Source organism: Pseudoalteromonas sp. 2CM39R (assembly GCF_023161845.1).
Window position 1 is genome coordinate 72096 of sequence record NZ_JALNTM010000014.1, and the last position, 13864, is coordinate 85959.

General features: G+C 39.0%; 12 protein-coding genes. 7 read left to right on the top strand and 5 right to left on the bottom strand.

Going from position 1 to position 13864, the window contains the following annotated elements:
- The first annotated feature begins 275 nt into the window (after nt 1-275).
- The 4 genes from MTF66_RS26380 (at nt 276) to MTF66_RS26395 (ending at nt 2969) form a co-directional block, all read left to right on the top strand.
- Nucleotides 276-1436, top strand: coding sequence for a PQQ-dependent sugar dehydrogenase (locus tag MTF66_RS26380; protein WP_248529104.1), 1161 nt, complete (start codon nt 276-278; stop codon nt 1434-1436).
- A gap of 93 nt (nt 1437-1529) precedes the next feature.
- Nucleotides 1530-1709, top strand: a complete 180-nt coding sequence (locus tag MTF66_RS26385) for a DUF6435 family protein (RefSeq protein ID WP_248529106.1) — start codon at nt 1530-1532, stop codon at nt 1707-1709.
- 430 nt (nt 1710-2139) lie between these two features.
- Nucleotides 2140-2547 carry a GFA family protein gene (locus MTF66_RS26390; protein ID WP_054201063.1) on the top strand — a complete coding sequence of 136 codons (408 nt, stop codon included), beginning with the start codon at nt 2140-2142 and terminating at the stop codon, nt 2545-2547.
- A gap of 41 nt (nt 2548-2588) precedes the next feature.
- A complete protein-coding gene (locus MTF66_RS26395) occupies nt 2589-2969 on the top strand; it encodes a VOC family protein (RefSeq protein WP_055012597.1) in 381 nt (126 codons plus the stop codon).
- 63 nt (nt 2970-3032) lie between these two features.
- Here the strand turns inward: MTF66_RS26395 and MTF66_RS26400 are convergent, their stop codons facing one another.
- The 4 genes from MTF66_RS26400 to MTF66_RS26415 all read right to left on the bottom strand — a co-directional run bounded on the left by MTF66_RS26400 (nt 3033) and on the right by MTF66_RS26415 (nt 6844).
- Nucleotides 3033-3824 (bottom strand): SDR family oxidoreductase, encoded by a 792-nt coding sequence (locus MTF66_RS26400; RefSeq protein WP_248529108.1) that lies wholly within the window; start codon nt 3822-3824, stop codon nt 3033-3035.
- 25 nt (nt 3825-3849) lie between these two features.
- On the bottom strand, nt 3850-4353 hold the full coding sequence (locus MTF66_RS26405; protein ID WP_248529110.1) for a DUF962 domain-containing protein: 504 nt from the start codon (nt 4351-4353) through the stop codon (nt 3850-3852).
- Between the two features lie 1028 nt (nt 4354-5381).
- On the bottom strand, nt 5382-5798 hold the full coding sequence (locus MTF66_RS26410) for a hypothetical protein (protein WP_248529112.1): 417 nt from the start codon (nt 5796-5798) through the stop codon (nt 5382-5384).
- Between the two features lie 101 nt (nt 5799-5899).
- Nucleotides 5900-6844: a LysR family transcriptional regulator gene (locus MTF66_RS26415; RefSeq protein WP_248529114.1), complete on the bottom strand. Its 945-nt coding sequence runs from the start codon at nt 6842-6844 to the stop codon at nt 5900-5902.
- A gap of 120 nt (nt 6845-6964) precedes the next feature.
- Here MTF66_RS26415 and MTF66_RS26420 point away from each other — a divergent pair, with 120 nt between their 5' ends.
- Both MTF66_RS26420 and MTF66_RS26425 read left to right on the top strand, forming a co-directional pair.
- The gene (locus tag MTF66_RS26420) at nt 6965-7912 is read left to right on the top strand and encodes a sodium-dependent bicarbonate transport family permease (RefSeq protein ID WP_248529116.1); all 948 of its coding nucleotides are present in this window, start codon (nt 6965-6967) and stop codon (nt 7910-7912) included.
- A gap of 314 nt (nt 7913-8226) precedes the next feature.
- Complete coding sequence (locus tag MTF66_RS26425; RefSeq protein WP_248529118.1) at nt 8227-9396, top strand: MFS transporter; 1170 nt, start codon at nt 8227-8229, stop codon at nt 9394-9396.
- Between the two features lie 44 nt (nt 9397-9440).
- Here the strand turns inward: MTF66_RS26425 and helD are convergent, their stop codons facing one another.
- Complete coding sequence (gene helD, locus MTF66_RS26430) at nt 9441-11573, bottom strand: DNA helicase IV (protein WP_248529120.1); 2133 nt, start codon at nt 11571-11573, stop codon at nt 9441-9443.
- A 217-nt stretch (nt 11574-11790) separates the two neighbouring features.
- Between helD and MTF66_RS26435 the strand changes: the two genes are divergently transcribed.
- Nucleotides 11791-13833, top strand: a complete 2043-nt coding sequence (locus tag MTF66_RS26435) for a methyl-accepting chemotaxis protein (protein WP_248529123.1) — start codon at nt 11791-11793, stop codon at nt 13831-13833.
- Nucleotides 13834-13864: the final 31 nt, after the last annotated feature.

Here is a 13864-nt window from a genome sequence, read left to right on the forward strand (position 1 = left end):
AAATCGACTACCCATTAGTTTCTGCTGGGTTTTATATTTGAGCATACACGTGTAAGCCCAAGCTTCAGCGCACAAGTGTACGCTCGAATTTTTAAATTTCAACCCCATTAGAGTAATTATTCAATTTTTCTAGAGCGGTATTTAAAGGTTAACAACGCTTAAGTACCCAATGGAGAACGATTAAATTGCGTGCACTTGTACTTATCCCAAATACTTAACACCATGATAAATAGCGTGCTAAGGTAGTTAAAATTTAGTTAATTTTGGAAGCCATTATGAACAAAGTAACAACGCGTAAAAAATTTTCTACACTTGCCAAAATCAGTTGTGCATTTGCACTTTCGGGGCTCACCAGCCTCAGCGCTTATGCAGTTGATTTTAAAGAATTGGATAAATTAGCGCTTAATGTAAAACCGGTAACTGTTGCCCAAGGAATTTCAATTCCGTGGGCTATTGAGGCTCTGCCAAACGGTGACTTATTAATAACCGAGCGCAGCGGCATCCTTTATTTACTTCGTAATAACTCCACCAGCTTAACTAAAATCACTGGGCTACCAAAAATAGATGCCAACGGCCAAGGCGGGCTTCTTGATTTAGAGCTGCACCCTGATTTTGCTAATAATCAATGGCTATATATTACTTATTCAAGCAGTGAAGGCGATGGCGCAGGTAGTAACACCGCACTTATGCGTGCAAAGCTAAGTAACGATCACAGCCAACTACTTGAGTCACAACAATTATACAAAGGTGAGCATAACTCTAAAAAAGGTCAGCATTACGGCAGCCGTATTGTGTTTGATAACCAAAACTATGTGTATTTTTCGATTGGCGACCGCGGCTCGCGAGATATTAATCCACAAGATTTAGGCCGTGATGGCGGTAAAATTTATCGTTTACACGACGATGGTAAAATTCCATCCGACAACCCCTTCGTAAACCAAAAAGGTGCAAAACCAGCGGTTTGGTCTTATGGGCATCGTAACCCACAAGGTATGTGGTTCGATGGTGACAATAGTGTATTTTGGGCACACGAACACGGCCCCCGTGGTGGCGATGAGCTTAATATGATTAAACCTAAAACTAACTACGGCTGGCCCGTGGTGAGTTACGGTATTAACTACAGCGGCACCTCGTTTACCGATTTAACAGAAAAACCGGGCATGCAAGCGCCCATATTACAGTGGACACCGTCTATCGCTCCTTCAGATATGTTGCTAGTAAAAGGTGATAAATACCCTGAACTTAAAGGTAAATTTTTACTCGCTTCAATGAAATACGCCTTTGTTAGCGTATTAGAAATAGCAGATGGCAAGGTCGTTAAACAAAGTAAATTACTTGAAGGTATTGGCCGTATTCGCAGCCTAGCCCAAGGTGATAATGGTACTATTTACCTTGGATTAGATGGCCAGGGCATTGTGCGACTAGATCCTAAGTAGTCATTTAATACATCTAATTACAGTAACAGCAAACTTTTTGCAGCTTAACTGCGTACTGTTACTGTAATTAGCTAATAAACAACGAGGGTGTTGATGTTTTCATTTTTAAAGCCAGATTCAATCAAAAAATTGCGTAAAGAGTACGATGCAAAATTAGAGCAAGGCATGCAAGCACAAAGAAAAGGCGATATTAAAAGCTATGCGATGTTAACTGACGAGGCTGAAAAAATCTGGAATGAAATAGAAGCACTCGAAGCCAAAAAGGCCAAGTAAACATATATCCTACCAATTCAAACCAATCCCGCGTTAAAAACGCGGGGTTTTAATACTTACAAACATCCTTTTTTAAATTCACTTAAGCCCAACCAGATAATTCCCTAGCTTAACTTCCATCGTAACTAGTTTTTAATTGAGCACAGCTGATTATACTCATAGCATTATTGCCTTCTCTTACTTATGCTCATAACCCACCTAAAACCTCGCATAAACAATTATTTACATTAACGTTAATTAGTGGAATTATTAATCTAATCCAAAAGAGTTCATGCATTGTTTGAAGTAGCAGAATCTTAAAGCGCTGATGGTTTTGTGAGTGCGAGGAAAGCATTTTTAGTAAAGTGTGTAATTAAGCCATAAAACATCAAAAATTTACTGGAAAAAATGCAATATAATGAAAGAATTATAATTAAATCAAGGAATACAGATGTACACAGGTAGTTGTTTATGCGGCTCAATCAACTTTTCAATTAATGGTAAAGTTACTGATATTATTCATTGTCATTGTTCGCTTTGTCGTAAGGCCAGTGGCAGTGCTTTTGCTACTAATGGATTTATTAATGCCAGCGATCTGACATTAACTGACTACAACGGCACACTTACTTTTTACCAAAGTAGTGAAGGTAAACGTAAGTACTTTTGTAAAACCTGCGGCGCTCCAATTTATAGTGCTAACGCTCAATCTCCTCAAAGATATCGCCTTCGATTAGGCGCGTTGACCTGCGATATAACAGAACGACCCATATCGCATAATTTCATCACCTCAAAAGCTAATTGGGAAGACTTAGATGCTCAGCTTCCTCGTTATGAGGGACATGAGCCAGGGCGAGAGTAAATCCATATAAATTTATCTATTTTTTTGAAGTGGGAGTTTGAATGAAACTGAATCAAGTAACTTTGCCAGTCAAAGATATGAATGAAGCGGTGAGTTTTTATCGCACACTTGGCTTTACCCAAATCGTTGATACACCTCATTATGCACGTTTTAGTTGCCCTGAAGGTGACTCTACATTTTCATTGTCTTTAGAGAGTGAATTTTTTGAAAATCATTCTGTAATTTATTTTGAGAACGATAACCTTGAGCAATTGTGCCAGCAGTTAATCAAAAAAGGGATCGTATTCGAACAGCAACCCACAGAGCAAAGGTATCTATGGAAGGAAGCGGTTTTAAAAGACCCTTCAGGAAATAAAATTAAGCTCTATAAAGCTGGAGAAAATCGATTAAACCCACCTTGGAAGGTACAAAAACAGCCATAAAGCTGAACACGAACCAGCATTGCGCTAAGCAGCTAAATGCTGGCGTTTAAGTACTGTACTTAGTTATTTATATTCCACCTTAGCGGTTAAGCGATTAAATAACCCTGGGAAAAACCGTTTTATAAACGGTGCCCAACCACTTAACCCTTGGCCTATTACTACTTCATCCTTTTTATTGTAGATTGCAGTGAGCATTTTTGATGCGGCTACATTTACGTTCATACCATTTTCTATTGAAGGCTCAGGTTTGTTTTGCGCTTCCCCTTGTTCGTTCAATGAGTTATGGGCAATCGCCGTTTTAATTGAGCCTGGGCAAATAGTTAAGCAATGTATGTTGTGCTGCGCCACTTCGGCGCGTAAGCAATCCATAAAGCCTACTACAGCGTATTTACTGCCTGAATATCCGGTTCTAAACTTAGACCCTACTTTGCCTGCCACGCTACTAATAGCCACTACTGAACCGCTTTTACGTGCCACCATTGAAGGTAATACCGCTTTAGTGAGTGCAATTAAGCCAAAGTAATTTACTTCCATAAGTTGCCGGTACACTTTAAAGTCGTTTTCTAAAAATAAGCTACGCTGTGATACACCGCCGTTATTAATTAAAATATCAATGGGGCCTAAGCTATCTATTTGCGCTGATACATCGTGCAAAACGGTTTCAGGCATTGATAAATCGAGCGGGATAATACGATGCCCCTCGCCTTTTAACTCGTCTTTTACTTGGTTGAGTTTATCGATATTCCGCGCTGATAAAATAACCTTTGCACCTTGCTCTGCAAATTGTTTTGCAAGTTCTTCACCAATACCTGATGATGCGCCGGTGATCCACACTGTTTTATTATTATAATCCATGGTTTACCTTATATTCTTTGACTGGTTATGCTTTAGTTGGACCCGCTATTTCATTCACTTGCTGTTCTAATTTTTTGTAAAAGCCCATTAAAAATAGTAGCTCAACAGTGACATACAAAGGGCCAATAATTAAGCCTACTAAATCATCAACAAAAGCGGGCTTTTTACCTTCAAAATAATGACCAATAAACTGTAATATCCAGCCAAACACGAACACCCCAACTCCAATTACCAACCAAGGTATTAATGCCATTGCGGCAATTGGCTGGGCAGCTACCAGTAATAAAGTGAAAATAATTCCCATGATTAAACCAAGCGAAAAACTCAACATAAAATAGTAAACCACAGAGGCTAATACAAAAATTTGCGCGCCATCAATGCTAAAATTAGCAATAGGAATTTCAATTCGGGCGAGTAAGCATAAAGCGGCAAACACAATAAGTGGAATACCAAAAAAATGGGTTAATACATTTCGTTTAGAGCGATGGTACAAACCATACTGGCCGAGCTGTTGTTCAAGGGTTTTCATGACGGCGTTCCTATTGTTATTTTTATAAGCAAAGTTCACCTTATAAAAAATGACACATAATAACAACTGATAACGATAGTTAATCTGTAAAAATGGTGAACAGCACCTTATGCGTTATAGCTATAAATTAGGTAAGGTCATCGTTAATAATTAACATGATCAGCACCAGGAGGTTTACATGCTTTTAAAAACACTCGCCGTTGGCCTATTGCTCGCTTTAGCTGAGATAATTAATGGCAATATTAGAGTAAGGGTTTTACGCTCTAAAACGCGCTAAAACACTCAGCTTACTTTTGGGCACTGCGATTATTTATGCCATTACTTGGCTGACCTTGCCATGGGTTAACCCTATTTCGTACTTAGATTGTTTAAATGTGGGTTTTGTTTGGCTAACAATAATGCTTAGTTTAGATATTGTTGTGGGCAGATATTTATTTAAGTATAAGTGGCAGAAAATACTTGATGATTTTAACCTTTTTAGAGGTAACTTACTGAGTGTGGGCATGCTATTACTTTTTATAAGCCCCTGCTTGGTTTTTTGGTTACAGATGAAAGTTATGGTTTAGAGCACTCCTCTAATAGCGAAGCGTCTCTTCGCCCTCTTTGTGCATAATTGACTAAACCCTATTTGAACACAGAGAAGCGAATGAGGAGTAAATGAGAAGCCATAAAAAGTTATCGTGTAGTACACTCCTCTATAAGCGCAGCGTCTCTTCCCCCTCTTTGTGCATAATTCACTAAACCCTATTTGAACACAGAGAAGCGAATGAGGAGTAAATGAGAAGCCACAAAAAGTTATCGTGTAGTACACTCCTCTAAAAGCGCAGCGCCTCTTTGCCCTCTTTGTGCATAATTCACTAAACCCTATTTGAACACAGAGAAGCGAATGAGGAGTAAATGAGAAGCCACAAAAAGTTATGGTGTAGTTCACTTCTCTAAAAGCGCAGCGCCTCTTCACCCTCTTTGTGCGTTAATCACTTAAAACCTATTTAAAGTCAGGAGTCAATAACCTTTCAACATGCCGTTATCTAAGCTAATGCGGTTACTAGCTTGCCTTTTTCATGTGTTGGTTGCATTGCCATTCGCTCCGTGCCTTTTTCGAATTCTTGCTCTAACATTTTTTGTAATTCAGCAATCTGCTCTTTTATGGCATCTACATCAACCCCTTCCTCTCCTAGTTCTTCTGCCAAGGCTTCTATTGCTGCTTTTAACTCAGCTATAGTTTCTTTATCGACACCTAAACGTTGATAAATTAATGCCTCTTGGGCATTTTCTAAAAAGCTTTTGTCTTCTGGTTTAGCGATAAAATTAGGGGTTGCTTGGTTTTCAGCGGTACTGGTTGTTGCCGCAGCGGCAGATGTTGGCAGAACGTCACTCGATTTTGCCACTTTGTTAACGAGAGTATTATAACTACTATATTGATTTTTAAAGGTTATTGAAGTCATTGGCTCAAATCCATTTTTACTTTAATCGTTATATTCTTTAACTGAAATAACTTAAGCAACTTTGATACCAGTTAATATTTGATTGTCTCTAAGGCTTATTTTTATTTCAAATTAAGCCCGCTTAACTCATTTCGCACCCACTTCTCATCTAAATACAGCTCTAAGTGTTGCTCAGCAAACTTTAAAAAGCTGCGTGCAGCGTGTGATATATGTCGGTCTGTACGCACCACAAAATACCAATGGCTAGCTAAAGTGGTGTCGGTAACATTAAGCACTTTAAAACTATTATCACCTTTAGGCAGCACATGCTGAGAAAGCACCGCAATCCCCATACCTGAAGCTACCGCCACTCTAATGGCTTCATTACTGGCCATTTGCACACTGTCACTTAATACCAACCCTCTACTTTGCAGCTCGCTTTCAAATAACATGCGAGTGGCGGAGCCTGTTTCACGCAATAAAAAACGATACGGAACTAAATCAGCCAGTTTAAGTGCGGTTTTATCGGCTAATGGATGATTTAGTGGCACTATAAACACTAAAGGGTTATGTAGAAACCTAGCAGCTTGGGCATGCTCTAAAGATGGCGGGTGACTAAATACATAAATATCGTCTTCTCCGCGTTCAAAGCGTGCTAAAACGGCTGAACGATTACCTATTTCAAGTGGTAGCTCTACATGCGGATGTTCATTACTGTATGGGCCTAACAATTTAGGTAAAATATATTGGGCAGTATTAACCATAGCAATTTTACATCGTCCACGTTCACCCCCTTTTAGCTCCGCTAAGTAATCTTGGTAATCTTCAAAATGACCAAAAACCTGTTGGCAAGTCCTAAATAAGGCCATACCAGCTTCGGTTATTTGCAACTTTTGTTGCTGCATAATTATTAACGGTTCACCTACCGCTTCTTGTAAGCGTTTAATTTGTAAAGAAACCGTAGGCTGAGTCAAATGAAGTCCACGAGCGGTTTCGCTTATAGAGCCGGTTTTTACTACACTCATAAATACTTCAAGAAGTCGGAAGGAAAGTTGTCTTATATTCATACGCACCTCATAAGTTTTTATCTATAGGATGTTAGCATTCATTTTATTATTTACTATATAAAGATTTGCCTATAATAGCGCCGCTTAACAAATTAAATTAGTAATAAAGAGGAGAACAGCGTGCCTGATATTGTAGTAATGTTTTTTATTTTAGGATTAGCAGCGGGTATCCTTCGCTCTGATTTAGCTATCCCCAAAGCGACGTATGACACTCTCAGTTTACTACTCATGCTTACCATAGGTCTAAAAGGTGGCATGGTGCTGCATGGCAATTTAAGTTGGCAATTACTCCCAGAAATGGCCTCGGTTATGTTACTTGGTGGGCTTATTCCGCTCACTTTATACCCTATTTTAAAATACGTTGTTAAGCTAAGCGTAGCGAATAGCGCCAGCATTGCTGCCCACTATGGTTCGGTTAGTGCTGGTACATTTGCGGTAGCATTAGCGTATGCCGAATCGGCTAAATTAAAAGTGGGCGCAGAAGTTACCTTGTACCTAGTTATGCTTGAGTTACCAGCCATTATTGTAGGTTTACTGTTGTATCGTAAGCTCGACAAAGCACACAGCGAAAACACCAACTTATCGTTAAAAGCACTGTGGCACGAAACGCTTACCAATAAGAGTGTGATTTTGCTCGTTGGCGGTGTAATTATCGGTATGATGTATGGCACCCAACAGGGTAGCCAAGTTACGAGTTTACTTACCAGTAGCTTTAAAGTAGTGCTGGCGCTATTTTTACTCGAAATGGGCTTGGTAGCTGCACAAACGCTTCGCCCTTTTCCTTGGCAGCAATGGAAACTGGCTGCCTTCGCCATTATTACGCCGTTATTTTTAGGCACCATTGGCGTTATGGTTGGCACCTTGCTAAATTTAGAATTAGGTTCAGTGGTTATTCTGGGCAGCTTAGTGGCGAGTGCTTCTTACATTGCCGCACCTGCTGCTGTAAAAGCCGCTATTCCCAAAGCAGATATTGGCCTAGCCATGCTTAGCTCGTTAGGTGTCACCTTTCCATTTAATGTTATTGTTGGGATTGGTTTGTATCATCAACTTGCCGTTGTCATAAGTTGAATATAACGCACTAAAAAAGCCCAAAGTGGGCTTTTTTGGTTTTATAAGCAGTATTATTTTATTTAAAACAACGCTTAAAAATACAACAATTTTAAAACAATAAAGCTAACTTACTTATACAAAAAAATAGCATGTAAGCGTTTAATTTACGTAAAAAAACATTTTGAATACTATTTTCATTTAGCAATTAAAAAACTCTTTACTTCGTTGTCAAATCAGCCTAAATTCGCCGCAAAATTAACCTGCTTAAAATAATTGCTTTATCTACCTCCCCTAAAACCAGCAATTATTTAACCTCTTTTCGGAACAATCTAATGGTGGAACTTACCACTGATAGTAAATCAAATAACCCGCTAGCGCCGGTTATTGGCTTATCGTTTTTTGCTATTGCATCAGGCTTTTTAATGAGCTTGATCCCGTTATCGCTCAATGCTTTTAACATCAATCTTGATTTAGCTCCATGGCTTGCCAGTGTCTTTTATTTAGGCTTATTGATTGGTGCTTTATGTATAGAGCGCGTAGTGGTAAAAATCGGTCATAGGTTGGCTTTCATCGGGTTTTTAGCTTTATTAATTATTAGTGTTATCGCCCAGCTGATCAGCCCAACGGCCACTATGTGGTTAATAGCACGCTTTGTGGCTGGTATGGCAGTTGCTGGCGTATTTGTAGTGGTAGAATCATGGTTATTAATGGCTAACACCGCAAAAGCGCGAGCTAAGCGCTTAGGGTTATATATGACTTCCTTATACGGTGGCAGCGCAGTAGGTCAACTTGCCATTAAACCATTAGGAACGACAGATGCTGTGCCCTATTTATTTGTTATTGCTTTATTAGCTGTTGCGATTTTAGCGCCACTCTTAATTACCCGAGGACAACCTGATACGCAAAACTTACAAAAGCTAGCCCTTAAAGAGCTAAAAACCCTCAGCCGCCCTGCTATTTTAGGCTGTTTAGTGTCGGGGTTATTACTAGGCCCTATTTATGGATTATTACCGGTTTATATAGCCGCACAAACTGATCAAGCTCAATATACCGGCTTACTTATGGCGGTGATTATTTTAGGTGGCATGTTAGTTCAGCCTTTAGTGAGCTATTTATCAACCCGCATTATTAAAAGCTTATTAATGGCTATTTTTTGCTTTATTGGTACCGCCAGTGTGGTGGGTATTTTACATGCTAATAACTTTGCGGCCCTAGTAAGTAGTTATTTTATATTAGGTGCATGCAGTTTAGCGCTTTACCCGATTGCCATTACTCTGGCGTGTGACTCATTGCCTATGGCAAAAATAGTCTCAGCTACCGAAATAATGCTATTAAGTTACAGTGTGGGCTCGGTTCTTGGGCCGCTAATGGCTACCTATTTTTCAGATGAAAGCCATGGTGTGCTTATTTACTTAGGTGGCTGCTTAATTACTACCTGTATTTACATGCTTATAAAAAGTATGAAAAAAATCCCCACAGGTAACACCCCCGTTGCCGGCTAGCTAATGCAAAAAGCCGCTTAATGCTGGTTACGGTATTAAGCGGTTTACGCTTGAGTAACCTCTTTAGCAACCGCTTTATTTTTTAACTCAAATACTTCAATTTTATGCTCGTTTATGAGTTCATCAACAAAGCAGCTGCGATTATTATCATCAGTTATTATGTACACTTTATGTTTAGCGCGAGTGAGCGCCACATAAAATAAGCGACGCTCTTCACTGTATGCGTAATTATCTTTTGCGGGTAATAATGCCTCTAAAATTTGAGGCGTTGGCTTAGTGCTTGGAAATCCAAACGCTCCGCCATTCATTGCTAATATAATGACATAATCGGCTTCTTTGCCTTTTGAGCCATGAAACGTATCACACTCAATATGCAATGCTGAAAACTCTTGCTGTAAAGCACTTATATCGGCCTGTGAAGGTAACTGAAATCGAAATCGTGCAAGTAAATATACCGTGGCAGACTTGCCAGAATGTCCCTTAATCCCCTTTAGTAAATGCTTAATTGCGCCATTGTTTAGCTCCGCTATTTTGCTGTTTATAGCTGAGCCACTATTTAGCGTTTTTAGCACGCTAACAGCGGGCTTACTCACCTTTGCAACTGAGTGAATGTCTTTAGGTAACTGCGCTGGGTTTTTCATAATAAAACCTGCGGCAACCACTCCAATTTTATTATTAAAGCGAAAGGTCCTATCTAATAGAGTTTGTGTTGTAAAACCAAAATGTGCGGCAAACTCGGTAGTAAGTCGCATATCTGCACCACTAAAACGGTAAATAGCTTGCCAATCGTCTCCTACTGCAAACAGTGAACTATTAGATTTACTATCGCGCAGTGCTTTTACAAGTGTAGCTCGCAGCGGTGATATATCTTGAAATTCATCCACCATGATATAACGCCAAGGCGATGTAAACTTTTTAGTGTTTACATAATCGAGGGCTTTAATAATCATATCGTCGAAATCTATTTCGCCCTGCGTGAGTAAATAATGGTTATAGTTGACTAACAAAGGCTTTAATAATTTCCAGGCTTGCTGTATCTGCTTTAAATCGCTCTCAAGTGTTATATTTGCGGTTTTATACACGCTGATTAATTGGCTAAATAAGGTAGCTAACTTGGTTAAATGACCGCCAGATTTTATCTCTTTTAAAAGCGCTATATGATTAGGCTTTGCAGGACTAAATTTAAACTCGCCTTTAACGTCATTAAGAGTGTTATTTATATAATTTACCAGCGCTTTAGCATATTGTGGTTTAGCATTGGCAAGCGATTCAAAACATCCTTCAACCCATTTTATTTTAGCTTTTTCGTTTTCAGCGAGTTTAGATATTTTAGGTGGCTTGCCCTCAACCTCGCTAATAATGGTTAAGCCGACGCTGTGAAATGTGGCCGATTTAATGGACTCAGTGCCCAGCTTTTGTTTAATTCTCTCATCCATTTCGCAAGCGGCTTGCTTACCATAGGCGAGTAATAAAATATCGTTGTAATTAGCCTGCCCACTATTAACCAAATAGCCCGCTCTGGCCACCAACACACTGGTTTTTCCTGTACCAGCACCTGCTAGCACTAAATTGTTATCGTCATCTATGATGCAAGCTCGGCGTTGTTGCTCAGTGAGTGGATTTGTTTCAACACAACTAAAAAAATCGTTATAGCGCTTTAATTGTGATTGAGTGTATTTATGTTGAAAAAAACGCGTGAGTGAATCGCTCCACTGGCTGTATTGCTCAAGCAATTTTATTTGTGTGCTGACTGTTGCTAAAACATCGCTACTTTTTATCCAAGGTAGCCAGCGTTTATATTGTTCATCTACTCGTTTTTTTATATCAGCCACATATGATTGGCGCAAAAACTGAGTGTGAGCAAATTGGTTTATTTCACTCAACACCTCATTAAGCACAGCAATATTGCTTTTAACCCATAACATATCAGTATGCGCTTTAAATGCCCTATTGCTGCCATATGCCCTCATCCAAATACGATACTGTTTAGAGTCGGTATTAAAGCGCAGTGTTTGCCCAAGCACACCATACTCATAGCGAATGGGCGACGTTAAATCACACCAACTCAATGTGGTTGTTTGTGTTTTATTGCTGAATACTAAACCTTGTGGGTTTATGTCGACAAAGCGATGCGGGGTAAAGATACGGCCAAATACACTAGCCTGAATAGAATTCATTAACAGCAGAATTCCTTTATAAAAATAAACCAATTAGCGGTATTTTAAGGGAATACGCCTTGCAAGGATAATAAAACCAATAAAAAATAGCAGTTATGTTTGTACGGATTTTATGGCGTATAAAAAACACCCAATTAATTTACCCACCTGCTTGGCATAAACACCACTATGTGACTAATATCTACTCTAGATACAGTAAGATAACAAGGATTGAAACATGCGAATAAATTCAATTAGAACCAAAGTCATTTTGCCAATTGCTTTTTTAGCATTGATCCTTGCAGGCTTGCTAGTTGCCATAGCTTCAATTACTTACATACAAGACAGCGCTATGAAAAGGCAAACCGAAACCTTTTTTGAAGCTGTTACTGTTATTCTCAATGCCGACAGAGACATATATCAAGCACGTATTGCACTTGAAAATTTACTCAGCGCCACTGGTGATAGTGAGACGAATAAAGCAGAGTTTTTAGAAAACGCAGAGCAAGTAAAAGATCGCTTTAAAAAATACTTAATTTATTTAAAAGATGAAGAGGCATTACTAGCAAAGCATGATTCATTTTCCAACTTTATGCCTTTGTATAATGAATGGGTAAATCATAGTAAAACACTCATTGATACCAACCACTCACAAGGTAAAATGCAAAGTGATTTAAATAAATCTGAACCTGAATTTATAAAAATACGCGAAATGATGGATCAGGCAGGTGAAGAGCTTCGCGCTTATACTAATAAACAACAGCAAGATAAAGTGGGGGCTGAGCGTTTAGGGCGTTATGTAGAAGCCATTTCAGAGATACTAAATGCCGATAGAGATATATACCAAGCCCGGCTTGCAAAACAAAAAATAGTAAACCAACACGGTGATTTAGCACAAAATCAAAAAATATTTGAAGAAAACGCAGCCCAAGTTATTCGTCGTTTTCATAGTTACCGTAGTTATTTAATTGATGAGCCGCAGCTAACACAAAAATATGCCAACTTCGATCAGCTTTACCAGCAATGGTATGAGCAAAGCAAAGCCTTGATTTACTCAACTCCTGCAAAGCAAGTCGCTTTAATTGATAATAATTTAGCAAAAGCTGATAAAAGCTTTAACGAATTAAGAAATATACTTGATATTGCAGGAGAAGAAGCACGCACGCATGCCAGAGCTGTAAAACAAGACGTACAACAAAGCATTCAACTTTTTGAAAAAATTGTTTTTATTGTGATTATTATTGCCTTTATTGTCGCTTTAGGTGTGGGCTATTACATTCCGAAAAAGCTAACCGATAATATCAATAATATTACCCTTCGTATTAAAGAAATAGCCGCTGGCGATGGCGATTTAACCCAACGTATTAACACTACATCACACGACGAATTAGCTGATTTAAGTAATGAATTTGATAACTTCTTGAGCCATTTACAAACAATAATAAAAAATATTCAGCAGCAATCAAGCCAACTTGGTGCAGTAACGGGTGATTTAAATGATGTATCTGATACCGCGATGGAAGTAACCCAAAAACTTGCTAATGCCTCTGAGTCAATAGTCAGTGCGGGTCATGAAATGGACATGGCCAATCAACAAATGGCAGAGCTTGCAAAAAATACCGCACAGGAAGCCGATATATCTAGCGAGCAGGTAAAGCAAGGTGTTCAAGCTATTGATGTGTCTAGCAAAGCGATTGAAGATTTAGCTAACGATATTAAGTCTGCATTAGCGAATTCGGTTGAACTAGAAAGTAGCTCTACCGATATAACCTCCGTTCTTGAGGTAATACGTAATATTGCAGAGCAAACAAACTTATTAGCTTTAAATGCAGCGATTGAAGCCGCTAGAGCCGGCGAGCAAGGCCGTGGATTTGCAGTGGTAGCTGATGAGGTAAGAACGCTTGCCACACGAACTCAACAAAGCACAGACGAAATTGATACCATGATCCAACGCTTAAATGACAATGTTAAAGCGTCGTCTGATTCAATCAAAAATAGCCAAAATAATGCCAATACCACCTTAACCAACTTTGACTCAGTAATTACCATTTTTAATAGCCTGACTCACGCTTTTGAAAAAGTGCAGCAAATGTCGGCTGAAACCGCACAAGCTACACAAGAGCAGTCACATGTGGCTAACGAAATAAATCGAAATTTAGTATCATTAAAAGAGCAATCTGCACAAATGAAACAAATTTCATCGCAAACCACGCAACAATCTAAAAATGTATCGGCTTTATATAAGCAAATGAAATCGCAAGTAGAAAGCTTTAAAGTATGAACAAGTAACAATTACAAAGTTAAGCGCACGT

Coding starts and splice junctions, on each gene's coding strand:
- MTF66_RS26395 (WP_055012597.1), top strand. CDS start 2,589: ATGAAACTGAATCAAGTAACTTTGCCAGTCAAAGATATGAATGAAGCG.
- MTF66_RS26435 (WP_248529123.1), top strand. CDS start 11,791: ATGCGAATAAATTCAATTAGAACCAAAGTCATTTTGCCAATTGCTTTT.
- MTF66_RS26405 (WP_248529110.1), bottom strand. CDS start 4,353: ATGAAAACCCTTGAACAACAGCTCGGCCAGTATGGTTTGTACCATCGC.
- MTF66_RS26415 (WP_248529114.1), bottom strand. CDS start 6,844: ATGAATATAAGACAACTTTCCTTCCGACTTCTTGAAGTATTTATGAGT.
- MTF66_RS26400 (WP_248529108.1), bottom strand. CDS start 3,824: ATGGATTATAATAATAAAACAGTGTGGATCACCGGCGCATCATCAGGT.
- MTF66_RS26390 (WP_054201063.1), top strand. CDS start 2,140: ATGTACACAGGTAGTTGTTTATGCGGCTCAATCAACTTTTCAATTAAT.
- MTF66_RS26380 (WP_248529104.1), top strand. CDS start 276: ATGAACAAAGTAACAACGCGTAAAAAATTTTCTACACTTGCCAAAATC.
- MTF66_RS26425 (WP_248529118.1), top strand. CDS start 8,227: ATGGTGGAACTTACCACTGATAGTAAATCAAATAACCCGCTAGCGCCG.
- helD (WP_248529120.1), bottom strand. CDS start 11,573: ATGAATTCTATTCAGGCTAGTGTATTTGGCCGTATCTTTACCCCGCAT.
- MTF66_RS26385 (WP_248529106.1), top strand. CDS start 1,530: ATGTTTTCATTTTTAAAGCCAGATTCAATCAAAAAATTGCGTAAAGAG.
- MTF66_RS26410 (WP_248529112.1), bottom strand. CDS start 5,798: ATGACTTCAATAACCTTTAAAAATCAATATAGTAGTTATAATACTCTC.